Raw genomic sequence first — 26,323 nt, 5'->3', positions numbered from 1 at the left:
GGGGGGTCTGGTGGCAAGCCGGCGATTGTCGCGCGTGGTCTGCGCATTGGCGTTGTTAGTGGGTCTGGTCGCGGCCGTGCCGCCACCGGCCGTCGCGTCCGCGGCACCGGACGCCGAGACCGCGGCGCTGCTGTCCGCGATCGAACGGTTCACGGCCGCCGGCGGCGGCCTGGCCACGCTCGGCCCGATGGGCGAGCAGCTGCCGTTCGTCGGCCTGGTGCCCGGCGGCGAGGACGCCCTGGGCCTGGCCGACCTGTTCCAGGTGGCCGTCCACGACAAGCTCAAGGGCCTCACCACCCTGGACGACCTCCAGGACGAGTACGAGCTGTCCGGCCCCCGCGCCGGAAAGCTCCTGGCCAAGGCGAGCACGCAGAACGGGATCAGGCGGCTCGACCTGACCCTGGAGGTCACCAGGGCGGCGGCCGGCCGCCCGATCTCCGTCAGCAGCGCCCGGCCCAAGGTCTCGCTGACCACCTCGGGCGGCGTGGACGTCACGCTGAAGCTCACCGCCAAGCTGCCCTTCGCCTACGACCCGGCCACCAAGTCCGCCTGGCTGGCCAAGGACGCCGGCCTGACCGTGCGGGCCGAAGGCAGGCTCGCCGCCGGGGCCAGGCCCACCGCCGCCTTCGGCATCCTCGGCGTCGACCTCTCGGCGGCCTCGACGCTCTCCGTCGACGCCGAGTTCGCCGCCACCGCCGCCGACCCGGACGGCAACGGCAGGCTGGACACCTCGGAACTCGGCTCGGAGAGCCTGTTCACCTTCGCCCGCAAGGGCTCGGCCGCCGCCCGGCTGCAGGTCACCGCGCAGCCGTTCGCCGGCGCCCAGGTCGAAGGGGCCGCCGCGACCATCGACGCGAGCTGGCCCGACATCGCCACCGGCGGGCCCGCCGTCAGCGTGACCCAGGCCGACCTGGACCGGCTCGGCCGCTTCCAGACGCTCACGCCCAAGGACCTGCTCGACGGCCTGACCCACCTGGCCAACGCCGTCACCGCCGCCCAGCGCGCCCGCTGGGACGGGCAGGGCGACCTCGACCTGCCGTTCATGCGCGGCTCGCTGGCCGACGCCGTGCAGGTGTCGGAGGCGATCCACGCCTTCGCCGCCGCCAGCGTGGACCGCAACACCGGCCGGCCCACCTTCACCTCGATCCAGGACCTGTTCGCCGCGCTGGGCAAGGCCCGCGGCCTGCCCGGAGGCGCGATCATCAAGGTCGCCGACGCCGGCTACGACGACGCCGCCAAGAAGATCGCCTTCACCCTCGTCGTGGACCGGACCGTCAATCCGGCCCCCGAGCCGCTCAACCCCGCGGGCCAGACCGTCAGCGGGACGGGCGCGGGCGTCACGTACACGGCCAAGACGCTGCGGCACGCCGGGCAGAAGTGGACGCCGGGGCAGTTCGCCGGGCGCACGGTCACCGCCGGAGCGTCGAGCGGCATCGTGGCCGACAACACCGCCGACACCGTCACCCTCGCCGAGGAGGGATGGCGCGGGGGCGTGCCCGCCGCGGGCGCGCCGTACCGGATCTCCGCGAACGACCCCATGATCGGGCAGATCGCCTTCGGCGACACGTTCAAGGCCGCCGCCGGGCTCGACCGCGCCAACGCGACCGCCGCCGTGGCGGGCGTCATGCGCGGCTACCACGCCTCGGCCACGGTCGTGCTCGACCTGAGCGACCCGGTGACGGGCCAGGGGTGCGCGCAGCGGCCGGACGGGCAGCAGAAGGCGTGCCCGTACAAGCACGTCAACGCCGACGGCAGCGCCACCGTGGTGAACGAGCTGCCCAGGGCCGCGGACCGGATCATGTTGCGGACCGGCCGCGACCTGTTCGGCGCCCGCGTGTCGGTGCTCTCCTCGGTCAACGTCAACGCCGTCGCCGGCTACCTGGGCGTCCAGCTCACCGGCGACCTCACCATGGGCAGCAGGAACGGCGGCGACCTGGTCAAGGTCGGCCTCAAGGACCTCGGCGACGTGCCGCTGACCAGGCTGTTCGAGCGGCTGGCGAGCAAGCCGGGCGACGTCCTGACCTCCCAGGTGGACGCGGTGGCCAAGGCGCGGCTCACGCTGGGCGTGCCGGGCCTGGCCGACTTCTTCGGCGGCAGGGTCTCCGGCGAGGTGGAGATGCCGGACCTCGGCAAGCCCGCCACCGTCAGCTTCCGCGGCTTCGACCAGATCGGCAGGGTCAAGGACTTCGCCTTCGACCCCGACAACCCGCAGGCGCTGTTCGGCGCGCTGATCAAGTCCCTGGGCGCGGTGGCCACCTACCTCGACGGCGTCAAGGGCACCGGGCCGGTCAACGAGGCGATGACGGCGAAGCTGCCGCTGCTCGGCCGCTCGCTGTCCGACCTGGTGGCCGCGGAGGAGATGGGCTCGGGCCCCGGCGTCGTCTACGGCGACGGCGCCTGCGGCAGCGAGAACGCCTACGTCACCGACCCCTCGCGCACGTTCACCCAGGCGCACGTCGGCCGCCGCGTCGCCGTCGGCACCCGGGTGCTGACCGTCGCGACCGCGTGCGGCGAGCACACGTTGTCCTTCGCCGAGAGGTTCGGCCAGGCCGTGCCCGAGGCGGGCGCCGCCTACGCGCTGCGCTCGCCGCTGCGGGACGCGATCGACCGCCTGACCGCCGCGCCGCCGGACACCGTCCAGGCGCTGGTGGCCGAGCTGAACAGGGCGCTGGGCGGCCAGGTGCGCATCGGCTACGAGGACGGCGCCCTGCGGTTGTCGCTGGCCTACGACAAGAAGGCGGCCGTGCAGGAGCCGCTGCGCTTCGCCTTCGGCGACAGCAGCCTGGTCGCCGCCAAGGGCTCGGCCACGCTGGACGCCGCCGTCGAGGGCGAGGTGCGCCTCGGCCTGCGCGTGGCGCTCAAGCGCGGCTTCGACCCGGCCCGCGACCTGCTCGTCGAGACCGACAGCGGCCTCGACCTCCAGGCGAAGGCGCAGCTCGACGGCACGGTCCAGGCCGACGTCGGCCCGCTGCCGCTGGCGATCGGCAAGGAGGGCGACGAGCCGCTGCAGGCCAGGCTCGGTTACGGCGTGAGCCTGCGCTACGGCGGCGAGTCGCAGGACGCGGTGACCCCCGCCGCGTTCTTCTCCGGGCTCGACCTGGCGCTGAACGAGACGAGCGAGCCGGTCGCCTGCGACCGCGACCCGCACCGCGACGACACCGACCTCGCGCTCTGCGCCGTCCTGCCCGCCTACCTCAACGGCGCGCCGCTCACCGCGGACGGCAAGCACGCGCTCGTGCTGCGGCTGCCCAGGTCCGCCCCGCTGGCCGAGATGTTCGACCTCACCAAGAAGCTGCCCGGCGACGTGAACCGGCTGGAGCTGCCCTCCTTCGACTTCTCCACCCTGCCTCCGGGCCTGGAGCTGGACTGGACCAACCTGGGCGACGGCATCGACCGCTACCTCACCGCCCTGGAGACCGGCATGCGCATGGCCTCCGGCAAGGGCAGGTTGCCCATGGTCGGCGCCGACCTCCAGCAGGGGGCCGACTTCGTCGGCGCCAAGCGCCAGGAGATCAAGGCCGCCCTCGCCAAGCTGCCGAACGGCGGCAAGGTGCCCACCGGCGGCGACCTGCGCAAGTGGTACAACGACGAGCTCGCGCCCAAGGTCGGGCCGGGCGTGCAGCCGGTGATCACCTGTGTGCAGGCGCCCGTCCCCGATCCCGCCAAGCCCGAGGCCTGCGACGCGGCCAAGGGCACCGAGCTGACCGGCATCGCGTTCAAGGTCAGCGTCGGCAAGGGCGACGTCGATCCCGAACAGGGCTGCGTCAAGGACTGCCTGGGCGTGGAGCGGCCGCTCGACGTCGGCGTCCCCGGCCTCGCGCTGAAGCAGGGCAAGGGCAAGGGCGTACGGGCCGAGCTGGGCTGGCACGCCGAGGTCATGGTGGGCCTGGACCGGACCAGCGGCTTCTACGTCGACGCCGGCGAGGCCAACCGGCCGCGGGCGACCGTCGGCGTGAACGTCTCGCTGCCCGAGGAGATCAACGCCCGGCTGGCGATCCTCGACGTCACGCTCAAGAACCGCGAGCAGAACGCCCCCGACCTGTTCGCGGGCGCCTTCACCATCGGCTTCAAGCCGGTCGGCCGGATCGGCCTGGACCAGCTCGCCGACGCCGGCGGCCTGGTGGAGACGTCACTGAACGCCAAGGTCGCGGTGGACTGGCGCTTCAAGGTGACGGCCGGCTCGGCCATGTTCCCCGGCCTGTACGGCGACTTCGACCTGGACTGGGACCTCACCAAGGGCGGCTCGCCCGATCCGGCGAACCTGAACATCGCCTTCAACAACGTGAACCTGGAGGCCGGCGACTTCTTCCGGAGCGTCCTCGGGCCGGTGGTGACCCAGGTCAAGAAGGTCACGGACCCGGTCAAACCGGTGATCGACCAGCTTTACGCGCCCATCCCCGTGCTGTCGGACCTGAGCAGGGCCGCGGGCGGCGGCGAGGTGAACCTGATGACGATCGCCAAGAAGTACAACACGGTCGCCGGCGGCGGCACGACGAAGTTCGTCGAGCGGATGATCGAGGTCGGCAGGCTGGTCACGTCGCTGCCCGACTGCCAGGGAGAGCTGCACATCCCGATCGGCAGCTTCACCGTGGCCGGTGACCGCGCGCTGGACACCGAGAACTCGCCCGACGTCGCCGACTCGCTGATCAAGGACGTGGCGCCCGCCACGGACGACCTGTTCGCCGCGCTCGACCAGGGCGCCAGGTCGTGCGGGAAGGCCAAGACCGCCGCCGCCGACGCGCAGGGGCCGATGGAGCACTCCGCGAAGGCGGGCTTCAGCTTCCCCGTGCTGCAGAACGCCGGGCGGTCGATCTTCAGCCTGCTGATGGGCAAGGACGTGGAGCTGGTCGCGTTCGACTCCGGGCCGCTGCGCCTCGGCTTCTCCTACAGCCAGTCCTTCGGCCCGGTCTGGTCGCCGCCGCCGATCATGGTGGTCATCTCCGGCACCGCCGGGGTCGAGGCCCAGATCAGGGCGGGCTTCGACACGTACGGCATCCGCAAGGCGATCGAGCAGGGCAAGGTCGACCTCCAGGTCCTCGACAGCCTCTACCTGAAGACCACCGACGACCAGGGCCGGCCGCTGCCGGCGATCTCCCTGACCGGCCGGCTGGAGGCGGGCGCGGCGGTCGACGTGGTGCTGGTCAAGGCGGGCGTGAGCGGCGGCATCTTCCTCACCGTCGCCATGAACTGGCTCGATCCCACCAACGACGGCAAGTTCCGGTTCTTCGAGTTCGCCGACGTCCTGCTGCGCAACCCGCTGTGCCTGTTCTCGCTGGACGGCGAGCTGAAGGTCTACCTGAAGGCCTGGGTCGAGGTGGGCATCTCGATCTTCAAGAAGCGGTTCGACTGGACCATCGTCGAGGCCAAGCTGCTCGACTTCTCCGTCCGGCCCAGGTGCGACGAGGACCCGCCGAAGCTCGCGACCGAGGCGGGCGACGCCCTGGTGCTGCACGTCGGCGCGATGCGCAAGGCCAGGGGCGGCAGCACCGCCAAGCCGGGCGACGACGCCGAGCAGTGGACCGTCAGCCAGCTCCCCGGCGACGAGGGCTTCGTGGTCAGCGCGCTGGGCGTGCGCGAGGAGCACCGCGCGTCCGGCCTGACCCGGGTGCTGGCCGACGGCCGGGGCGCGAAGGGCGCGCTGCGGCTGGTCTTCCAGGGGTACGGCGACGACACCGCCGGCGCTCACCCGTTCGACCGGACGGTGGTGGCGTTCGGCGGCGACGGCGACGACCTGATCCTGGCCGGCGCCGGCCGCAACGTGATCGACGGCGGCAAGGGCGACGACCAGATCACCAGCGGCGACCAGTACGGCGGGCCCGCCGCGATCGTGGCCGGCGGCCCCGGCGACGACTACGTCACCATGGGCGGCGCGGGCGGCTGGGTGGCCGGTGACGGCCGCCTGACCCCCGCCACCCGCAAGGTCGGCGACGTCAACGTGGCCGACTGGACCGGCGACGACCTGCCCGGCGCGCCGGACGACGGCCCGGCCGACGGCGGCGACCGCATCGCGGCCGGTCTCGGCGAGAACCGGCTGTACGGCAACGGCGGGAACGACACCATCGCCGTCGCCTCCGACAGCCCGCTGGCCGCCACCGACCCTTCGCCGCGGTTCCGCGCGCAGCCGAGCCTGCTGGTCGGCGGCCCCGGCGCCGACACCCTGACCGGCGGCTCGGCGGCCGACGAGATCTACACCGGGCCGCGCGAGGAGATCGGCCGTGACGAGGCGGGACCCGCCGACTCCGGGCCGAACTACGTCGACACCGGCGCGGGCGCCGACAAGGTGTACGGCGGTCAGGCCGTCGACCTGGTCGCCGGCCACTCGGCCCCCGGCGAGGCCGTCAAGATCATCGGTGGTGGCGGGGACGACGTCCTCGCGGGTGGCCACGGCAAGGACGACATCTCCGGCGGCCCCGGCGACGACTGGGTGATCGCCGAGCCGTCCGACGTCGGCGAGGCCCAGGGCCGCGACGACTTCGGCCCGGCCAGGCAGGTGCGTCACCTGCCGCTGCCGGCGGGCGTCCAGCCCTCGGCCAAGGAGCTGTCCGGCGGCGACGGGAACGACCACGTCATCGGCGGCGACGGAGGCGCGACCGTCTTCGGCGACCGCCGGCGGGACGAGCCGTGCGAGGAGCACGACGGCGACGCCGACGGCCGGGACCTGATCATCGGCGGCGCGGGCAAGGAGACCGTGTCGGCCGGCGGCGGCGCCGACCGGGTCGAGGCCGGCGGCGGCCAGGACGTGGTCTGCGGCGAACGCGGCGACGACCGCCTGTCCGGCGGCTCGGGCGACGACCGGGTCTCCGGCGGCTCCGGCGACGACACGGCGCTCGGCGACGACGGCGCCGACGAGGTGACCGGCGGCTCCGGCGACGACACCCTGTACGGCGGCGCGCACGACGACACCGTGGTGGGCGAGTCCGGGCAGGACCGCGCGTTCGGCGGCGACGGTGACGACCTGGTCATCGGCGGCACCCGTACGGCGGGCAAGGACGACAAGGGCGACTTCCTGTACGGCGACGCCGGGGCGGACCAGCTGATCGGCGACAACGGCGACGCCGGCGGCCCGTTCGACCTCGACGGCACCCCGCAGGAGGCCGGCGGCCCGGACGTGATCCACGGCGGCGAGGGCGCCGACCGGGCTCACGGCGGGATCGGCGCCGACGAGGTGCACGGCGACGCGGGCGACGACCACCTGGAGGGCGGCGTCGGCGGCGACGAGGTGTACGGCGAGGCGGGGGAGGACGAACTGGTGGGCGGCGCTTCGGGCGCGTACCCGGACGGTGGTGACACGCTGCTGGGCGGCGACGGCCCAGACGTGATCGCCGCCGACAACGCCACCCTGACCACCACCGCCACCCCACCTGGCGTTCCGTCTGACGGTCCGTCGGCCACCCCGTCGGGCAGTCCGTCGGCCACCCCGTCAGGCACACCGTCGGGAAGCCCGTCGCCCACGGGAGGCCCGTCACCGACCGGAGGCCCCTCTGGGACTGGGAGTCCGTCTACGACTGCGAGTCCGTCCGGGGCGGGGAGCCCTTCGGGGACGCCGTCCGCGGCGGCGACGCCGTCCGGTGAGCCGGTGTCCGGTGCGGAGGTGGCCGACCCGGCGAGCTCGGTCGCCATGCGGCCGGGCCAGGCGACCGTGCACCAGGTGAAGCTGCTCGCGGGCGGTTCCGGCCCGGACGTGGCCGACGGCGGCGCGGGCAACGACGCGATCTTCGGCCAGGGCGGCCCCGACCGGCTGCGCGGCCAGGAGGGCGACGACTACGCCGAGGGCGGCGCGGGCGTGGACTGGGTCGAGGGCGACCAGGGCGACGACGACCTGGTCGGCGGCACCCACACCGCGGCCGACGACGCCGCCGACGCGCTCTACGGCGGCCCCGGCGACGACGTCGTGGCCGGCGACAACGCCGTGGTGACGCTGGCGGGCACCCCGGCCAGGGCCACCGTCCGCATCGGCTCGGCGGGCACCCCCATGACCCCACGCGCGGTCACCCTCCTGGCCGACGGCCCAGGCGAAGGCTCCCGCAAGAGTTCGAGCCAGGGCTCAGGCGACGGCTCGGGCGACGGCTCGGGCAAGGAGGCGGATGACGGCTCTGGCGGCGGGGCCGGGGCGGATCGGGTGTCCGGTGGGGGTGGCGTGGACGTCCTGTGGGGGCAGGGCGGCGACGACCAGATGTCCGGCGGCGGCCAGGACGACTATGCCGAGGGCGGGGACGGCGCGGACCAGATCCGCGGCGACCTGCCGCTGACGGCCGACTCCACCCGCACCACCACGCGCCCGCCGGCCGACCCCGGCTGGAGAGGCGACGCCAGTGGCCAGGCCGACCTGGAGGGCGACGACACCCCCGGTCAGGACGACCTGATCGGCGGCTCGGCCAAGCAGGCCGCCGCCGACGCGGCCGACGCGATCGAGGGCAACGGCGGCGCCGACGTCCTGCTCGGTGACAACGGCTCGCTCGTCCGCACCGTGACGGGCAACGCCGAGAAGGTCTACACCGAGCGCTACCCGGCGGGCCAGGCGCCCGCGGACGCGACCCGCGTACGCAGCCACGACCCGGCCCTGCCGGGCGACTCGACCAGGTTCTGCACCCAGGCCCAGGCCACCTGCGAGCCGGCCGGCTCCTACGGCGAAGACCACCTGTACGGCGACGACGGCGACGACGCGCTGTGGGGCCAGGACGGCGACGACACCCTCCACGGCGGCCAGGGCGACGACGACCTGTTCGGCGAACTGGGCGACGACGACCTGTCCGGCGGCGCGGGCGAGGACGCCATGGTCGGCGACCGCGGCGGCGTGCTGAACGAGCGCATCGACGCCTCCGACGCCCAGCGGCTCGGCTTCACCGTCAGCCTCAACGCCCCGCCGAAGGAGACCTACAAGGGCTTCCAGCCCGGCACCTACGACCGCCGCACCGACCTGCTGCACGACACCGACGGCGACACCTGGACGGCCGCGTCCATGCCGCACGACGGTTTCGCCAAGGGCGGCGCGGACCGCATGCGCGGCGGCCCCGGACGCGACAGCATGCACGGCGGCGCCGGCGACGACCTGGTCAACGGCGACAGCGGCGGCGACGAGGTGTTCGGCGGCGACGGCGACGACCTGCTGTGGGGCGGAAAGGGCTGTGACCCGGCCCTGGACGCGGCCACCGCCGACTGCCTGTCCGGCGGCGTGTTCGACCCCGCCGCCCGCGGCACCGGCGACCGCTTCGTCGACCACGTCTTCGGCGGGGCCGGCGCGGACCTGCTCGACTACAACCCGCGCGGCTCCTACCCCGGCTCGTGCGCCCCCGGCAAGATGCCGGAAGGCGAGCTGACCACGGTGGTGGACCCCTGCGCGTGGTTCCGCATGACCGACAAGGACAACGCCGCCACCAGCGACGACCAGCACCACCAGGGCGTGGACTGGCAGTACGGCGGCGCGGACCGCGACGTCCTCCAGGGCGACCGCACGGCCAACGGGCCCAACCCGGGCGACAAGATGATCGACTGGAACGGCGGCTTCAACCTCTACACCCACTGCGGCCCGGCCAACGGCGGGCACAACATCGTCCGCCAGCACTCCCCGGCGATGCTCGACTTCCTGGCCAAGGTGGCCTGGGGCGCGGGCGCGGGCCGCAGCGCGGGCGACCCGTCGGGTTCGCGGGAGGTGGCCGTCCCGGTCTCGGGCGACAGCGGTCCGCCCTATCCCACCTCACCTGGCCACTTCGACTCGCCCGTGGCCTGCGCGGGCTGATCAGGAGACATGCCGATGTCACGCCGACTGATGGCGACCACCCTGGCGGGGGTGCTGGCGGCCGTGGGACTCACCACGGCCCCGGCCCACGCCGCCGCACCGGGACAGCCCTCCTGCGTCCCGGGGGACTGTTTCATCGTCGACGTCTCGCTCGACCGCGCCCCCGCCGTGGGGCAGAGCGCGAAGCTCACGGTCGAGGTGACCCCGAAACAGGACCTGCCCGACGCCACCACGATCATCGAGCTGCCGGACACCCTGAAGTGGGCGACCCCGCCCGCCGGGCTCGACCGCGCCGCCGCGACGATCGGCCGCAGCCCGGTGGACCGGGCCACCCGGACCTGGCGGGCCCGTGCGGGCCGGACGGTCCGGTACGAGGGCGTCGTCACGGCGGTCAGGCCCGGTCCCGCCTCCGTCCGGGTCGAGGCCCGCGACGGACGGCCCGGCCCGGCGTCCGACGGGCTCGTCTACGTCTCCGTCGGCGAGCGCTCCTCGCAGTTCGGCATGCCCCTCCAGAGCCGCGGGCACCGGCTGGAGCGGCCGGCGGCGGCGACGCTGGCCGTTGACACGTGCGTGCAGGGACGCGTCACGTACGTCAGAACGGACGGATCCGTCGCCGGCGTGCCGATGGCCGAGGTGGACGCGTTCGACACCGACGCCGCCGGCCGGCTCAAGCTCGGCTGGGCCGAGACCGACGCCACCGGCGGCTACAAGGTGTGCTTCCCCGGCACCGAGGAGGACGGCACCGGCCAGGACGTCACCATCGAGGTCAGCCCCGTCACCCCCTACTGGTCGGTCGGCTCCTCCGAGAAGGTCGACGACATCTACACCGGCGTGAGCACGATGACGCCGGACGTTCCCCCCGGCACCTCGACCACGGTCATCGACTACCAGAGCGCGGGCGGCGACCCGATGGAGGGCGCGTTCCGGCTGCACTCGGCCGCGTACGACACCTGGAAGGCCTACACCGGCTGGCTGAACGAGCCGGCCGACGACTGCTGGAAGCCGGGCGAGGCGAACTGCCAGTCCGTGACGCTGATCTGGCGGCCGGACAAGGTCCTGAACACGTCGTACTACTGCTCGGGCGGCAACGGCAAGGAATGCCTGGGCCGGTTCCAGATCAACCTGGACGCCTCGGAGCACCTGCAGAAGATGACCGTCCCCCACGAGCTGGGGCACTTCATCATGGACTACACCTACGGCGCCATGCCGTCGGTCGCCGGCGGGTGCGGAGCGCACTATATGACCAGGGCGACGATCAGCCCGGTCTGCGCGTGGAAGGAAGGCTGGGCCGACTGGATCGCCGTCCAGACCTACGACGAGACGCACTTCCGGTGGCCCACGTCCGCGATCGACCTGGAGAGCCCGCGCTGGTACAGCGAGGGCTGGCCGACCGGCGAGGAGGCGGCCAAGACCGAGGGCCGCGTCGCCGGCGTGCTCCTCGACCTCGCCGACTCCGGGACGCGGGACGAGAAGTACTGGGACATCGGCGGCATCGGCCCCGAGGGCGTCGTGGCCCATTTCAGGAAGCTGGCCGCCCAGGACCTCGGCCACTTCCTGACCGCGTTCGGCGCCCAGCATCACGACCTGACCGAAGGGGCGATGTTCCAGAACGCCATCAGCGCCGACTTCGTGGAGAACCTGACCGACCGGACCCCGCTGCGCCGGCCCGCCAACGTCCCGCTCCGGACGGCCTTCGTGACCACCCCGGACAAGTGGCACGTGATCGCCGCCGTCACCGGACCGGACGGCGCGGACGTCGACCTCTCCACCACGCCCAACGCCGGCGGCGACGCCGTCAGGAGCGCCGACTGGACCGCCACCAGCGCGGACTTCGTCGCCGTGCAGCCCAGCTCCGCCACCCGCAACTGGTTCGTCAACTCGGTCAGCTCCGACGCCGACTACGAGGAGTACGCGATGGAGGTGACCGAGGCGGCCGCGGGCAACCTGGAGGCCGGGACGCCGCAGGAGTTCCCCATGGCCGCCGGCCGGCTGGCCGAGGTGCGGACGACGTGGATCGAGAAGGGCGTGCCCGCCACGCTCACCGTCGTGCCGCGCAACGGGCAGGACCTCGACCTCTTCGTGATGGCGCCCGACTCCGCCGCGTGGGGCCTGCCGCGTTCCGCCGCCCGCAAGTCCGCGAGCGGCGGCCCGAACAAGATGGAACGCCTGACCATCAGCGACCCGAAGGTGACCGGGCTGTACGCGGTCATCGTGGTCAGGAAGGCCGGCGACGGAAACGTCCTGCTGACCCGCGTCTGACCCTGTGGGGGCCCCACGCGGGGCCCCCCATTGAGAGGGCTACCTGGCCGCGAAGTCCTGCGTCCAGTGGATGGGGCCCTGGCCGTTCCTGGCCGCGCCCACGCCGATCACCGTGTACCGGCAGTTCATGATGTTGGCCCGGTGGCCCGAGCTGTTCATCCAGGAGTTCATCACGGCGGCCGGGGTGGCCTGGCCCTTGGCGATGTTCTCGGCGAAGGCGGTTCCGCCGGTGAAGCCGGCCGCCCTGATGCGGTCCATGAAGCTGCGGCCGTCCTTCGAGGTGTGGTCGAAGTAGCCCTTGGCGGCCATGTCGGCGGAGTGGCCGTACGCCGCGGCGCGCAGCTGGGCGTCGTGCTTGAGCGGCTGGCAGCCGCCCTTGGCGCGCTCGGCGTTGACCAGGCGCAGGACCTCGTTCTCCTCGGCGGTGCCCACCGTGCCGGCGGGGCCGGTCGCGGTCGGCTTGGGGGCCGGGGTGGCGGTGGCGGTCGGGGTGGCCGTCGGGGTGGGCTTGGGGGACGCCGTGGGCGTCGGGGCCGGGGCGCAGGTCAGCCGGACCGCCCTGGACGTCGCGCCGCGGCCCCGGTGGTCGGTGGCGACCGCGTAGTAGACGCCGGGCGCGCAGGGGAGGGTGAGCGCGACGCTGCCGGACCGGGTGGAGCCGCTCTTGACGACGGGGTCCGTGCCCGGGACGGCGCGCTTGAGCCGGACGCGCAGGAGCGCGTCCGTACGGCAGCCCGCACGGGCGGCGGAGGAGACGATCTGAGCGGTGTCGTTGACGCGAGGCGTGGCCACGGTGACCCGGCAGCGGCCGGCGGCCTCGCCGCCGGCCGCGGCTGCCGTCGCGGCGTTCGCCGGGGTCGTCGGCGTACCGAGTGCAGCCAGGCTCACCAGGCCGGCGAGTACCCCTAGGGGTCTGCGCATGGGGCTTCCTCCAGTTGCGATGGACGCTGGATCGCACCGCATTCTGGTAGGACCGCAACCCCTGTGTCACGAAATTTGCGAAATTTCCCTGATGTCCGGGTAAACCAAAGTGTCAGGAGATGCGTCGTGGCCCGTTCCAGCCGCGGGCCGGAACCCCGGCCGCGCTCAGACCCGGAACTCCTCCGTCCGGTGGGCGTACGGGGGCACCGCGGCCCGCATCTCGTCGGTGACCGACGGCGGCGGCAGCGGCACGATCTCCCGCCGGTGGAAGTCGCGCACGTCCTCGCCCTCGGCGAACAGCTCCTGGACCGCCCGCAGGCAGGGGCCGATCACGCCGGGATCGGTGATGCGCCGGCCGCCCCGGCCGCCGCCGTACTCGTCGTAGAGGACCTCGTACATCAGGGCGGGGGAGAAGATCACCAGCTCGGGCACCGGTTCGAGGGCGGCCACGCGCGCCGCGGGCACCACCCGGCAGGGGGAGCCCGCCCGGGCCCGCATGTCCAGCAGGTGCATCTCCCACTGCAGGTACGCGCTGACGGGGAACTCCACCACGCGCACCCGGCTCACCGGCATCCGGTGGCGGAAGTAGCCGGCCACCAGCGGCGTCATCTGCTCGGCCAGGGAGAGGGAGCCGGCCCAGTCGCCGTCCATCATGGCCCGCCAGCTCGCCACGTCCGGCTCGTAGAAGCTCTGGGCGCGCTCCAGCTTCCACAGGGGGACGACGCAGTCCGCGTGGTCGCGCTCGAAGGCCGCCAGGTATCCGGGCGCGTCCAGGACGAGCGCGTCGGCGCCGCCCACCGCGGCGAACGGATTCGTGACGGCCACCACGGAACCCGGCTCGGTCATACGACGCCCCTTCGTTCGGTGAGATCCGCCCGCCAGATCATGAAATGTCAGTTGATTCTGGTCAAGGCCCAACGTCACGAAGGGACGCGAAGGTCACCCGCGGTAGTGAAAGCGGCGGTGCACCAGGTTGAACACGGTGGCCACCAGGAAGACCGCCAGCAGGATCTTGAAGAGGCCGAACCCGAAGACCAGCCCCAGCACCCCGAAGACGATCAGGAGCGGCAGGAGGCCGGGACCGCGGTGGCCGCGCCAGTGACGGCGGGAATGGTCGTGCCAGGGACGGCCGGCCTGCGCGTGGCGCATGGTCTGCATCTGGTGGCGGTGCGCCCTCATCGCCTGCCGCCAGGCGTCCCGGTCGAACTGGGGCATCTGCTGGGGCTGGGCGTAGGAGGGGGACGAGCCGGGCAGGTCGGCCGTCACCTGGGACAGGTCGCGGACCGTCTTGGAGGCCAGCGCCCGGTCGAGGCGTTCGTCGAGCTCTTCGTGGGTCAGGCGGCCCTGGGCGAAGTGCTCGCGCAGGGCCGCCATCGTCTGCTCGCGCTCGGCGTCGCCGATGCGGAGATCGTTGTGGTCCATGTCTGGTTCCTCGCTCTCCCCGAACCGGCCTGTCGCTGCGGAGCCGGTCACCTGGTTACTCCTCGCCCGGTTCGCCGTCGGCCAGGATCTGGTAGAGCTTGCGCCGGGTCTCAACCAGAGTCTTACGCGCTTCGCGGATTTGTGCGTCGTTTCCGGTCTGAAGAACCTGCATCATGGCGAATGCCGACTGTCGGGCGATGTGCCAGAGATCGGCGGTGTTGTCGTCGATGTCCGGACGCATCTCGTCCCAGGGAGCGCGCACCTCGTCGGCGTGCGCGTCGATGTAGGCGCGGCCCTCGTCGGTGAGGCGGAAGGTCTTGCGGCCCTCGTTCTCCTCCGCGATCACCAGGCCCTCGTCGGTGAGCTGCTGCAACGCCGGGTAGACGGCGCCGGGGCTGGGCTTCCAGCCGCCCTCGCTGCGCTCGGCGATCTCCTGGATGATCTGGTAGCCGTTGCGCGGCTCCTCGGACAGCAGGGCCAGGATCGCGGCGCGGACGTCGCCCCGCTTGGCCTTACGGCCCCGGCCGCCGCCCCAGCCGTGGTGCCCGCCCCAGGGCCCGCCCGGACCGAAGGGGCCGCCGCGGCCGAAGTCGAACGGGAACGGTCCGCCCGGCCCGCCGCGCCGGCCGCGTTGCCGGCGCTCGCCCGGCCCGCCGCCGCCCCGGTGATGGTGGTGATGGCCGCCCATCTGCTCGAAGGCGTCGGCGATGGCCCTCAGCTTCTCGCGGGCCGCGCGCAGGTTCTCCCGCGGGCCGAACCACTGGTCGCCCGCTGCGTGTGCGTAAGTCATGCTCTTTCCTCCTATATCGCGATCTGTTCTCGATGCGTCAACGATATATCGCTACTGTTTCGTTGGCAAGGCAGGGCGCAGAGTGAGCCAGATCACGAAAAAGTTGCGGAATTGGGGAACAGTCTTGGGATGTCCGCCGTTGAACAGAGCAGACGAGGTCGTTCCGCGTCGGCAGGGCTGGGGGGTGCTGTCGCCGCGGAGACGACCTCGTCTGCGTTTGCGGGTGTTTTCGGGCGGACCGTTCCAGCGTCAGGAGAACCTGGCGGCCGGGATCTCCGCGTAAAGCGGCTCTTTGCAATACAGTCCCGATCATGATGGGGCACACGCACGCGATGACCGGGGCGATCGCGTGGCTGGCGCTGGCGCCGCCGCTCGCCGCACTGCCGCTGCTGAACGAGAGCTCCCGGTTCATCGAGACCGGCATCATGGCCGGCGCGCTCGGCCCGGCCGAGCTGATCGCCGGCGCCCTGGTCTGCGCGGGGGCGGCCATGCTGCCCGACCTCGACCATCCCAGCGCGACCATCGCCCAGACCTTCGGCCCGGTCACCTGGTTGCTCAGCAAGTTCGTGTCCTGGATCAGCGGCGGCCACCGCGGCATGACGCACTCGCTGGCCTTCGCGGCGGCGCTCGGGTTCGGCGTCCACTGGCTGGTCAACTCCTATCCGATCGCCCGTGACATCACGGTCGTGCTGATGATCGGGCTGGCCCTGCGGGCGATCGGCATCGGCATCCCGGGCAACAAGGCCGGGTCCATCATGATCAACATCGGCATGACGGCCGGGCTCTATGCCGTGTTCCTCTCCCTGAACGTCGGCTACGCCTGGCTCGGGCTGGCCGTGGGGGTCGGCTGCCTGATCCACGTCGTCGGCGACTGCATGACGGAACGGGGCTGCCCGGTGCTGTGGCCGCTCGGCGCCAAGTTCGTGCTGCCGTGGAAGATCGGCATCAAGACCGGCAAGAAGTTCGAGCAGAAGATCCTCGCGCCGATCCTCTCCGTCGCCATCATCGGCCTGCTCTTCTGGCGGCTCGCCCCGCTTTAACTTGATGTCGAGATACCGTAGTAATATCTTGACGTCGAGACATCCGCCGCGAGCCCCGCAGGTTAGGTTGACCTAACGTACGTGTCGTTCCGTGGGTGCGGCAGGATTCAACTGAGCAATTGTCTGATGGAGGAGGCGAATCACCGTGTCCGCGAACAGCTTCGGCAGCCGTGACACGCTACGCGTCGGCGACGCGTCGTACGAGATTTTCCGGCTTGACGCCGTCGAGGGCGCCGCACGCCTCCCGTACAGCCTGAAGATCCTGCTGGAGAACCTCCTCCGCACCGAGGACGGCGCCAACATCACCGCCGACCACATCCGGGCGCTCGGCGGCTGGGACCCGGCCGCGACGCCCAGCGTGGAGATCCAGTTCACCCCGGCCCGCGTCATCATGCAGGACTTCACCGGCGTCCCCTGCGTGGTCGACCTGGCCACCATGCGCGAGGCCGTGCGCGACCTGGGCGGCGACGCCGCAAGGATCAACCCGCTCGCGCCCGCCGAGATGGTCATCGACCACTCCGTCATCGTCGACTACTTCGGCCACCCCGACGCCTTCCGGCGCAACGTCGAGCGCGAGTACGAGCGCAACCGCGAGCGCTACCAGTTCCTGCGCTGGGGCCAGACGGCCTTCGACGAGTTCAAGGTCGTGCCGCCCGGCACCGGCATCGTCCACCAGGTGAACATCGAGCACCTGGCCCGCGTCGTCATGATCCGCGACGGCAAGGCCTACCCCGACACCTGCGTCGGCACCGACTCCCACACCACGATGGAGAACGGCATCGGCGTGCTCGGCTGGGGCGTCGGCGGCATCGAGGCCGAGGCCGCCATGCTCGGCCAGCCGATCTCCATGCTGATCCCGCGCGTGGTCGGCTTCAAGCTCAGCGGCAAGCTGCCCGCCGGCGCCACCGCCACCGACCTGGTCCTGACGATCACCGAGATCCTGCGCAAGCACGGCGTGGTCGGCAAGTTCGTCGAGTTCTACGGCGAGGGCGTCTCCTTCGTGCCGCTGGCCGACCGGGCCACGATCGGCAACATGAGCCCCGAGTTCGGCTCCACCTGCGCCATCTTCCCGATCGACGGCCAGACCGTCGACTACCTGCGCCTGACCGGCCGCTCCGAGGAGCAGATCGCGCTGGTCGAGGCGTACGCCAAGACCCAGGGCCTCTGGCTCGACCCGCAGGGCCCCGAGCCGGTCTTCTCCGAGTACATCGAGCTCGACCTCGACACGGTCGTCCCGTCGATCGCCGGCCCCAAGCGCCCGCAGGACCGCATCGAGCTGTCGGCGGCCAAGGACGCCTGGCGTCGCGACGTCCAGAACTACGTGGCCGACGGCGTCGACGAGGAGGGCGAGGAGTCCTTCCCGGCCTCCGACGCGCCCGCCTCCAACGCCCGCGCCGACGGCGGCCGGCCGCACAAGCCGGTCCCGGTCACGCTGGCCGACGGCACGTCGTTCGAGATCGACCACGGCATCGTGTCGATCGCCGCGATCACCTCGTGCACCAACACCTCCAACCCGTACGTCATGCTCGGCGCGGCGCTGCTGGCCCGCAACGCCGTCGAGAAGGGCCTGACCCGCAAGCCGTGGGTCAAGACCTCGCTGGCCCCGGGTTCGCAGGTCGTCACCGGCTACTTCGAGCGCTCCGGGCTGCAGCCGTACCTCGACAAGATCGGCTTCAACCTGGTCGGCTACGGCTGCACCACCTGCATCGGCAACTCGGGCCCGCTGCCCCCCGAGATCTCCGACGCCGTCCAGGCCAACGACCTCGCGGTCACCGCGGTCCTGTCCGGCAACCGGAACTTCGAGGGCCGCATCAACCCCGACGTCAAGATGAACTACCTGGCCTCGCCGCCGCTCGTGGTGGCGTACGCGCTGGCCGGCACGATGGACATCGACCTCGACAACGAGCCGCTCGGCCTCGGCTCCGACGGGCAGCCGGTGTTCCTGCGCGACGTCTGGCCCGCGCCGGAGGAGATCGCCGCGGTGGTCAACTCCTCGATCGGCCGCGACATGTTCGAGCGCGACTACGCCGACGTGTTCAAGGGCGACGACCACTGGCGTTCGCTGCCGATCCCGACCGGCGACACCTTCGAGTGGGACCCGTCCTCCACGTACGTGCGCAAGGCCCCCTACTTCGAGGGCATGCCGGAGAAGCCGGAGCCGGTGACCGACATCTCGGGCGCCCGCGTGCTGGTCAAGGTCGGCGACTCGGTCACCACCGACCACATCTCCCCGGCCGGCTCGATCAAGGTCGGCACCCCGGCGGCCCAGTACCTGCAGGCCAACGGCGTCGAGGTGCGCGACTTCAACTCCTACGGCTCGCGGCGCGGCAACCACGAGGTGATGATCCGCGGCACGTTCGCCAACATCCGCCTGCGCAACCAGATCGCGCCGGGCACCGAGGGCGGCTACACCCGCGACTTCACCCAGCCCGACGGCCCGGTGTCGTTCATCTACGACGCCTCGGTCAACTACGCCGAGGCCGGCACGCCGCTGGTGGTGCTGGCGGGCAAGGAGTACGGCTCGGGTTCCTCGCGCGACTGGGCGGCCAAGGGCACCGCGCTGCTCGGCGTGCGCGCCGTGATCGCCGAGTCCTACGAGCGCATCCACCGCTCCAACCTGATCGGCATGGGCGTGCTCCCGCTGCAGTTCCCCGAGGGCGCCACGGCGGCCTCGCTCGGGCTGACCGGCGAGGAGACGTTCGACATCACCGGCGTCGAGGCGCTCAACGGCGGCGGCATCCCGTCCACCGTGCACGTCAAGGCCTGCGACGTCGAGTTCGACGCGGTCGTCCGCATCGACACGCCCGGCGAGGCCGACTACTACCGGCACGGCGGCATCATGCAGTACGTCCTGCGCTCGCTGCTGGCCAAGTAGAACTTCCTGCGCCCGTGCCCGGTCAAGAGCCGGACGCGGGCCGGGGACGGGGCGCGGATCCTCACGCGCCCGCATCGGGGGTTTCACCCGACCCGTGAGAGCCGCCCGGCGGAACACCCTCCGCCGGGCGGCTCTCCGCTGTCCAGCGGCGTCTCAGCGGCTGGACGTGCGGTATCGGTGGGTCGCCAGCGGGGCGAAGACGGCGATGAGCGCCACCGACCACAGCAGGCTCGCCGCGACCGGATGTTGCAGCGGCCAGACCGACCCGGCCGAGGTCGGGTTGCCGAACAGGCGGCGGGCGGCGGCCACAGTCGCGCTCATCGGGTTCCAGTCGGCCACCGGCCGCAGCCAGGCGGGCAGGCCCTCGGTGGGCACGAACGTGTTGGCCAGGAAGGTCATCGGGAACAGCCAGCCGAACGTGGCGGCGTCGGCCTGCGTGCCGCTGCGCACGTACAGGCCGATGCAGGTGCCCACCCAGATCATCGCCAGGCCGAACAGCGCCAGCAGCCCGAACGCCGCCGCCGTCTCGCCCGGTGAGCCGTGCGCACGCCAGCCGGCCAGCAGTACGGCCGCCGCGACCATGGCGGCCAGCGACATCAGGTGCATCGACAGGTCGGCCACGCTGCGGCCGATGAGCACGGCGCTGCGGGCGATGGGCTGCGCGCGGAACCGGTCGATGATCCCGCGTTCCATGTCCTCGGCCACCGCCGTGGCGGCCGCGGTCGCCGTCATGGCCATGACCTGCATGAAGATGCCCGGCATCAGGAAGCTGCGGTAGTCGCCGCCGCCGGGCAGGGTGATCGCGCTGCCGAAGACGTACCCGAACAGCACGGTCATGATGATGGGGAAGACCAGGAACCCGGCGATCTCCCCCGGTTGGGCCTTCCACCGCGAGTACGTGCGGCCCGCGATGGTCAGGGAGTCGGTGACGGTCCAGCGCAGGTTCATGCTCGTGGCTCCTGTCATGCGGTCAGGTGGAGGAAGACCTCGTCGAGCGTCGGACGGCGGAGCGCGAGATCCTCGACGGCGATCCCGGCCACGTCGAGGGCGCGGGCGACGCGGACCAGCGACTGGGCGCCGTCGGGCGCCGGCAGCGTCACCCGGGTCCCGCCCGGCTCGAAGGCGGGGTCGGCTGGGGTCCCCAGCGTTCGGAGGGCCGCGGCCGCGTCGCCGGGGTCGTGGAAGACGATCTGCACCCGGTCGCCGCCGACCTGCCTCTTGAGCGCGCCGGGGGAGCCCGCCGCCGCGACCCGGCCCTCGCGCAGCACCACGACCTGGTCCGCCAGGTGGTCGGCCTCGTCGAGGTACTGGGTGGTCAGCAGCAGCGTGGTGCCCTCGCGGACCAGGTCGCGCAGCGCGTCCCAGAGCTCGCGGCGGCTGCGCGGGTCGAGCCCCGCGGTCGGCTCGTCCATGAACAGCACGGGCGGCGCGACGATCAGGCTCGCGGCCAGGTCGAGCCGCCGCCGCATGCCGCCCGAGTACGTCCTGACCAGCCGCCGCCCGGCCGCGGCCAGCCCGAACCGCTCCAGCAGCTCCTCGGCCCTGCTCCTGGCCCGCGCCCTGGACAGGTGGTAGAGGCGGCCGAACAGCTCCAGGTTGCGCCGGCCGGTCAGCAGCTCGTCCACGGCGGCGTGCTGGCCGGCCAGGCCGATGCGGAAGCGCAGCCGGGCCGCGTCGCGCACCACGTCGAGCCCGGCGACCTCGGCCCGGCCGCCGTCCGGGCGGAGCAGGGTGGCCAGGATGCGCACGGTCGTCGTCTTGCCTGCCCCGTTGGGGCCGAGCAGCCCGCACACCGTGCCGGCCGGGACGTCGAGGTCGATGCCCCTGAGCGCCTCCGTGGCCGCGTACCGCTTACGCAAACCTTCCGCGCAGATCATCGCGAGGCTCCTTAACGGTGTTAAATCCAACGCGTCGAGGATGCATTGAACGTTGTTAAGCTGTCAACCGTGGCACTTGAGAAGGGCATCATCGTGGCCGCGGCGCTGCGGCTGCTGCAGGAGACCGGGCTCGACGGGCTCACGCTGCGGCGGCTCGCGGGCGAGCTGGGCGTGCAGGCGCCCGCGCTCTACTGGCACTTCAAGAACAAGCAGGAGCTCCTCGACGCGATGGCCGAGGCGATGACCGCCGCCCACCTGACCCGCCCCGCGCTCACCGAGCCCGCCGCCTGGCGCGAGTGGATGAGGGACCACGCCCACCGCGACCGGGCGATGCTCAACTCCTATCGCGACGGCGCCCGGCTGGTGGCCGGCACCCGGCCGTCACCGGTGCTGTTCGAGGTGGTGGAGCGGTCGGTGGTGGCCCTGGAGTCGGCCGGGTTCGCGGTGGGCGACGCCGTCCGCGGGCTGTTCGCGACGAGCGTGTACGTCGCCGGGTTCGTGCTGGAGGAGCAGGCCGACCGGACCCGGCCGGACGCCGACGGCGCCATGCCGGACATGGCCGCCTTCCAGCGGGCCCACCCCCGGCTGACGGCCGGGCTGGCGGAGGTGGGCGACCCGCAGGGGGAGCGCTCGTTCGAGGACGGGCTGCGGCTCATCCTCGACGGCATGCAGGGCCGCCTCGACCGTCAGGAGACCTGCGAGGCGGGGGCCGACCAGGTGTCGCAGGCCGCCGGCGAGACCGCCCGGTAGCCGCGTTCCAGCCAGCGCACCCGGTTGGCGCCCGTGCCGTGGCTGTGCTCCTCGCCCTCGTCGCCGGCGGCCCTGGTGGCGTCGAGCAGCGCCGTCCAGTCCTGCCGGGTACGGCCCAGCGACGGCCACACGCTGCCCAGGAACGCGCCGGCCAGGCAGTCGGCCTGGAGCTCGTAGCGCCGGCTCTGCGCGCCCTTGCGCACGCCGAGGAGGCTCTGCACGTGGTGTCCGTACTCGTGGGCGGCGACCTTGAACGGGTAGAGGTCGGTGCGGCCCTCGATCCAGGCGCCGGTCAGCGGGAAGACGAGGGTGTCGCGGCCGATGCAGTAGAAGGCCGCCGCGTGCTCGGGCTAGGCGAACCCGCACACCTCGCACACCGGCTCGTCGTAGTAGCGGACGACGGGCTTGCGGAACGTCCGGCCGGTGCGCCTGAAATGGGCGGACCACGACTTGTCCAGGCACTTCAGAAGCGCTGTGAGGTATTCGCGGCTCCTGGGGATCCCGCCTGAGCTCATCGGCGTCTCGGGGCACACCGACCGGCCGAGCCTCGGCGCCGCGACGGCCTCAACGGGCCCGGCCTGAAGGACGACCGCCAGCACCGACAGTGCGGCGAGGGCGACGAGGGCACGCGGAGCGGGGGAGTGCACGGTGAGCAGCATAGAGCTTCCCCGACCAACGCACCTCGCCCCCGCACCCCGCCCTCGCCCTCACACCCCGCTCGCCCGGTGGGGCTGTCCATCAGGGGTGACGCTGGGTGAGGGTGGTTGACTTTCGGCGTGAGTGATGCGGGATTGGTGTTGCTTGTCGGGAGTATGGCGGTATTTCTGGGTGCGGTCGTGCAGGGAAGTGTGGGGTTCGGGCTGGGGCTGGTGGCCGCGCCCGTGCTGACGATGCTCGACCACAGCCTGATGCCCGGCGCGATCCAGGTGGTCAACATGACCCTGCCGCTGTTCACGCTGGCCGCCGAGTGGCGGCGGGTGGACTGGCGAGGGCTCGGGTTCGCGCTGCTGGGCCGGGTCCCCGGCAGCGCCGTCGGCGCCGTCATCGTCGTGTACGTCTCCGTCCAGGCGCTCGGCGTGCTGGTCGGGGCGATGGTGCTGCTGGCGGTCGGGCTCACCGCGCGTACGGTCAGCATCGTCCGCAACGGCGCGACGATCACCGGCGCGGGCTTCGTGTCCGGGATCACCGGCACCGCCACGGGCATCGGCGGCCCGCCCCTGGCGCTGGCGTACCAGAGTGCCAAGGGGCCGCAGATCCGGGCCACCCTGGCGATGTTCTTCTTCCTGAGCGCCGCGCAGTCGATCGCCATCCTGGCGTTCGTCGGCCACCTGCCCGCCCGCGCCCTGGTCACCGGTGCGGCCCTGATCGTGCCGATGATCCTGGGTTTCCTGGCGTCGCGGCCGCTGCGCCGCTACCTGGACGGCGGCAAGGTGCGGACGGCCGTCCTGGTCGTGGCGACCGCCTCGGCGCTGGCCCTGATCGCGCAGAGCCTGCTGGCCTGATCCGCCGGGCTACTCGCCGGTCTGCCCGTCGACGGACTCGCGGATGAGGTCGGCGTGGCCGTTGTGCCGGGCGTACTCCTCGATCATGTGGACGAGGATCCAGCGCAGGTGCGGGCGCTGGCCGTCCGGCCAGGGGCGCTGGGCGGGCTGGTCGAGCCCGCCGGAGGCCAGCGCCTCGGCGGTCAGGGCGCGGGAGCGGGCCACCGCGTCCCGCCAGAGCGCCCGCAGCTCGTCGGGGGAGTCGTGGGCGGCGGAGTGCCAGTCCCAGTCGGGGTCGGCCGTCCAGTCGACGGTGTCCCAGGGGGCGTGCGGGTCGTTCCCGTGCAGACGGCGGGAGAACCAGTGGTCCTCGACGTAGGCCAGGTGCTTGAGCATGCCGCCGAGCGTCATCGGGGAGGCGGCGGTGGTGGCGCCGAGGCCCGCCGCGTCGAGGCCGGAGCACTTCCACTCCAGGGTGGCCCGCAGGAAGTCGAGGAAGCCCAGGAGGGTCTCGGTCTCGTCGCCCATGAAGGGCGGTTCGGGGCGTCCTTGCTCGTCGAATTCGGTCATGGTCGGGCAGTCTAGCGATGGGCGATCCCCGGCCCTTCTGTACGCTCGCATGGTGATCAACGTGGTGGAGTGGACCAGGTTGGAGCCGTGGCGGGTCGCCCGCGCCCGTACCGACCGCGACGAGACCGTGATCATCAAGTGGACCGGGCCGCACGCCTCACGCGCCCGCGACGAGCCGTGGCGGCTGCGCACGGAGGCGGCCGCCCTGCGGTTCCTGTCGGAGGGCCTGGGGGCGGCCCTGGCGCCGCGCGTGCTGGCCGTCGACCTGGGGGAGGGCCGGCTGGTGCTGGAGGACCTCGCGCCGCGGACCGCGCTCGACGGGCTGCTGCGCCGCCACGGCGCCGGGGCGCACGCGGACCGGCTGACGGCCGCCGCCCGCGCCCGGGGCGAGCTCGGCGCGATCACCGCGGGCCACGCGGAGGCGTACTACCGGCGGCGTGCCGCGCTCGGGCCGGTCGATCCGGCCGCCGACCGGCTCGGCCGGGTCGCCAGGCAGCGCGAGTCGGGGATGCCGTCGTTGCTCGGGGTGCCGGGCCCGGGCTGGCTGTCGTTGGGCGGTCCGGCCGAGGGGGAGGCCTACCGGCAGGCGCTGGCGGCCGGGATCCCGCAGGCCGAGGACGACGGGCGTTACGGCAGGGGGCCGGCGGCGGCGTGCGTGTCGTACGCGCTGGCCCGGCTGACCCGGCTGGCCATGCTTGACGGCCGCCCGGCGGGGGACGACAGCCGGGCCCAGCTCGTCGCGATTCTGGAGGCCGCCGCCTGTACCGCAGAAGGGGCGCTGCCCCAGATGGCCGGGTGGTGCCGCCAGGTGGCCGCCGCGGTCCGGCGGCGCTGGCCGGACGCGGACGTCGACCTCGGGGCGCTGGCTCCGTACACCCCACGCCGCTGACGCCTGGTCGGCGCGCACGAGGATCGGCTATGCCACGGAGAAGCTTCCCGACCCCGCCGGGACGTGGCTGCCGTAGCCGGGCCGGACCGCGACGGACGACCCGAAGCAGAACGGGTCGCCGTAGATGCGGACGACCTGATCGGTCTGATTGTTGAGCACGTGCGCGGCGGCGGGCAGCTTCGTGCAGCCGCCGGGGTCGTTGTAGATCTCCAGGGGCAGCGGCTCGACCTGGAAGACGACGACCTGACCGGTCGCGGCCTGGGCGGGCAGGGGCGCGAGCAGCGGTACGGCCGCGGAGGCCAGGGCCAGGCTCAGCGCGGTCAGGCGGGCACGGTGGCGCATGGGCGGGGTTCCTTTCGTTTCGAGGGCCTCTCCATCCTCACGCGCCTCGCCCGTCACTCATAGTAACTGAATAGTTACTCTCCGTTACCATTCTGCGCCCCCACGTTTCTGGATTGTTACCGGAAACAACAAACTGCCGGACGGAAGGGTCTTCCAAAGCAGGCCGTGGCGGAATACGTTGCCGCAAACAACATTCATCCGGGCCCCTCCGGAAGAAAGGACCCTGCATCATGCGCAAGGGGATCCTCAGCCTGACCGCCGCGGCAGCGACGCTCGCCCTCGGTCTCACCGCCTGCGGGGGCGACAGCGGTCAGACCGGCACCACCGCCACCTCCTCCGCCTCGGCGACGCAGCCCGCGAAGGCCGGCAAGATCGGCGTCATCCTCCCGGACAGCAAGTCGTCGGCGCGCTGGGAGACGGCGGACCGCAAGTACCTGGAAGAGGCGTTCAAGGCCGCCGGCGTCCAGTACGACATCCAGAACGCCCAGAACGACAAGACGGCGTTCCAGACCATCGCCGACCAGATGATCACCAACGGGGCCACCGTCCTGATGATCGTCAACCTGGACAGCGGCAGCGGCAAGGCCGTGATCGAGAAGGCCAAGTCGCAGGGCGTGGCCACCATCGACTACGACCGCCTGACCCTGGGCGGCGGCGCCGCCTACTACGTCAGCTTCGACAACACCAAGGTCGGCACGCTCCAGGGCGAGGGCCTGAGCAAGTGCCTGGCCGACAAGAAGGCCGACAAGCCCATCGTCGCCTACCTGAACGGCTCGCCGACCGACAACAACGCGACCCTGTTCAAGAACGGCTACGACGGCGTGCTCAAGCCCAAGTTCGACGCCGGCGAGTACGTCAAGGGCCCCGACCAGGCCGTGCCCGACTGGGACAACACCCAGGCCGGGACGATCTTCGAGCAGATGCTCACCCAGCAGCCGAAGATCGCCGGCGTGCTGGCCGCCAACGACGGCCTCGGCAACGCCGCCATCACCGTGCTGAAGAAGCAGAACCTCAACGGCAAGGTGCCGGTCACCGGCCAGGACGCCACCGTCCAGGGCCTGCAGAACATCCTGGCGGGCGACCAGTGCATGACGGTCTACAAGGCGGTCAAGAAGGAGGCCGACGCCGGGGCCAAGCTCGCCGTCGCGCTGGCCAAGGGCGACAAGCCCGCGGCGAGCGCCAGCGTCAAGGACCCCGAGACCAGCCAGGACGTGCCCTCCGAGCTGCTGGAGCCGCAGGCCATCACCTTCGACAACGTCAAGGACGTCGTGGCCGACGGTTACGTCACCAAGGAGGAGCTCTGCACCGCCGACTTCGCCAAGAAGTGCACTGAGGCCGGAATTCAATAGCATGGACGGGCGCGGCCGGGTG

18 protein-coding genes are annotated in these 26,323 nt (G+C 72.4%); 8 read left to right on the top strand and 10 right to left on the bottom strand.

The window, feature by feature from the left end; all coding sequences use genetic code 11:
- The first annotated feature begins 46 nt into the window (after window positions 1-46).
- Both AB0J46_RS09295 and AB0J46_RS09290 read left to right on the top strand, forming a co-directional pair.
- Complete coding sequence (locus AB0J46_RS09295; protein ID WP_364328597.1) at window positions 47-9,736, top strand: hypothetical protein; 9,690 nt, start codon at window positions 47-49, stop codon at window positions 9,734-9,736.
- Window positions 9,737-9,751: 15 nt separating this feature from the next.
- The gene (locus tag AB0J46_RS09290; RefSeq protein WP_364328594.1) at window positions 9,752-11,995 is read left to right on the top strand and encodes a hypothetical protein; all 2,244 of its coding nucleotides are present in this window, start codon (window positions 9,752-9,754) and stop codon (window positions 11,993-11,995) included.
- Between the two features lie 39 nt (window positions 11,996-12,034).
- Here the strand turns inward: AB0J46_RS09290 and AB0J46_RS09285 are convergent, their stop codons facing one another.
- The 4 genes from AB0J46_RS09285 to AB0J46_RS09270 form a co-directional block, all read right to left on the bottom strand.
- Complete coding sequence (locus tag AB0J46_RS09285) at window positions 12,035-12,916, bottom strand: CAP domain-containing protein (protein WP_364328591.1); 882 nt, start codon at window positions 12,914-12,916, stop codon at window positions 12,035-12,037.
- A gap of 165 nt (window positions 12,917-13,081) precedes the next feature.
- Window positions 13,082-13,762 carry a DUF6879 family protein gene (locus AB0J46_RS09280; protein ID WP_364328588.1) on the bottom strand — a complete coding sequence of 227 codons (681 nt, stop codon included), beginning with the start codon at window positions 13,760-13,762 and terminating at the stop codon, window positions 13,082-13,084.
- A gap of 93 nt (window positions 13,763-13,855) precedes the next feature.
- Window positions 13,856-14,338 carry a DUF1707 domain-containing protein gene (locus AB0J46_RS09275; RefSeq protein WP_364328585.1) on the bottom strand — a complete coding sequence of 161 codons (483 nt, stop codon included), beginning with the start codon at window positions 14,336-14,338 and terminating at the stop codon, window positions 13,856-13,858.
- Window positions 14,339-14,393: 55 nt separating this feature from the next.
- Window positions 14,394-15,128 carry a PadR family transcriptional regulator gene (locus AB0J46_RS09270; RefSeq protein ID WP_364328582.1) on the bottom strand — a complete coding sequence of 245 codons (735 nt, stop codon included), beginning with the start codon at window positions 15,126-15,128 and terminating at the stop codon, window positions 14,394-14,396.
- Window positions 15,129-15,439: 311 nt separating this feature from the next.
- Between AB0J46_RS09270 and AB0J46_RS09265 the strand changes: the two genes are divergently transcribed.
- Entirely contained in the window at window positions 15,440-16,168 is a 729-nt protein-coding gene (locus AB0J46_RS09265) for a metal-dependent hydrolase (RefSeq protein ID WP_358284688.1), read from the top strand.
- A gap of 145 nt (window positions 16,169-16,313) precedes the next feature.
- Window positions 16,314-19,043 (top strand): aconitate hydratase AcnA, encoded by a 2,730-nt coding sequence (gene acnA, locus AB0J46_RS09260; RefSeq protein ID WP_364328579.1) that lies wholly within the window; start codon window positions 16,314-16,316, stop codon window positions 19,041-19,043.
- Between the two features lie 153 nt (window positions 19,044-19,196).
- Here the strand turns inward: acnA and AB0J46_RS09255 are convergent, their stop codons facing one another.
- Both AB0J46_RS09255 and AB0J46_RS09250 read right to left on the bottom strand, forming a co-directional pair.
- Complete coding sequence (locus tag AB0J46_RS09255) at window positions 19,197-19,991, bottom strand: ABC transporter permease (protein WP_352325919.1); 795 nt, start codon at window positions 19,989-19,991, stop codon at window positions 19,197-19,199.
- A gap of 14 nt (window positions 19,992-20,005) precedes the next feature.
- Window positions 20,006-20,920, bottom strand: coding sequence for an ATP-binding cassette domain-containing protein (locus tag AB0J46_RS09250; RefSeq protein ID WP_364328575.1), 915 nt, complete (start codon window positions 20,918-20,920; stop codon window positions 20,006-20,008).
- Window positions 20,921-20,989: 69 nt separating this feature from the next.
- On the opposite strand from AB0J46_RS09250, the gene AB0J46_RS09245 reads away from it, so the two are divergent.
- Window positions 20,990-21,670: a TetR/AcrR family transcriptional regulator C-terminal domain-containing protein gene (locus tag AB0J46_RS09245; protein ID WP_364328572.1), complete on the top strand. Its 681-nt coding sequence runs from the start codon at window positions 20,990-20,992 to the stop codon at window positions 21,668-21,670.
- On the opposite strand, the gene AB0J46_RS09240 is transcribed toward AB0J46_RS09245, so the two are convergent.
- Window positions 21,607-21,891, bottom strand: a complete 285-nt coding sequence (locus AB0J46_RS09240) for a neutral zinc metallopeptidase (RefSeq protein ID WP_364328569.1) — start codon at window positions 21,889-21,891, stop codon at window positions 21,607-21,609. The two genes, AB0J46_RS09245 and AB0J46_RS09240, sit on opposite strands and share 64 nt — an antisense overlap.
- A 129-nt stretch (window positions 21,892-22,020) precedes the next feature.
- A complete protein-coding gene (locus tag AB0J46_RS09235; protein WP_364328566.1) occupies window positions 22,021-22,329 on the bottom strand; it encodes a hypothetical protein in 309 nt (102 codons plus the stop codon).
- 153 nt (window positions 22,330-22,482) lie between these two features.
- Between AB0J46_RS09235 and AB0J46_RS09230 the strand changes: the two genes are divergently transcribed.
- Window positions 22,483-23,172, top strand: a complete 690-nt coding sequence (locus tag AB0J46_RS09230; protein WP_364328563.1) for a sulfite exporter TauE/SafE family protein — start codon at window positions 22,483-22,485, stop codon at window positions 23,170-23,172.
- Between the two features lie 9 nt (window positions 23,173-23,181).
- Here AB0J46_RS09230 and AB0J46_RS09225 read toward each other — a convergent pair whose 3' ends face one another.
- Window positions 23,182-23,721, bottom strand: coding sequence for a DinB family protein (locus tag AB0J46_RS09225; protein ID WP_364328560.1), 540 nt, complete (start codon window positions 23,719-23,721; stop codon window positions 23,182-23,184).
- A 49-nt stretch (window positions 23,722-23,770) separates the two neighbouring features.
- On the opposite strand from AB0J46_RS09225, the gene AB0J46_RS09220 reads away from it, so the two are divergent.
- Entirely contained in the window at window positions 23,771-24,610 is an 840-nt protein-coding gene (locus AB0J46_RS09220; RefSeq protein ID WP_364328557.1) for a hypothetical protein, read from the top strand.
- Window positions 24,611-24,637: 27 nt separating this feature from the next.
- On the opposite strand, the gene AB0J46_RS09215 is transcribed toward AB0J46_RS09220, so the two are convergent.
- Window positions 24,638-24,952, bottom strand: a complete 315-nt coding sequence (locus AB0J46_RS09215) for a hypothetical protein (protein WP_364328554.1) — start codon at window positions 24,950-24,952, stop codon at window positions 24,638-24,640.
- 230 nt (window positions 24,953-25,182) lie between these two features.
- Between AB0J46_RS09215 and AB0J46_RS09210 the strand changes: the two genes are divergently transcribed.
- Window positions 25,183-26,301 carry a substrate-binding domain-containing protein gene (locus AB0J46_RS09210; RefSeq protein WP_364328551.1) on the top strand — a complete coding sequence of 373 codons (1,119 nt, stop codon included), beginning with the start codon at window positions 25,183-25,185 and terminating at the stop codon, window positions 26,299-26,301.
- Window positions 26,302-26,323: the final 22 nt, after the last annotated feature.

This window comes from Nonomuraea sp. NPDC049758 (assembly GCF_040674635.1).
Lineage (GTDB): Bacteria > Actinomycetota > Actinomycetes > Streptosporangiales > Streptosporangiaceae > Nonomuraea.
This window is presented reverse-complemented; position numbering and strand designations above follow the sequence as displayed.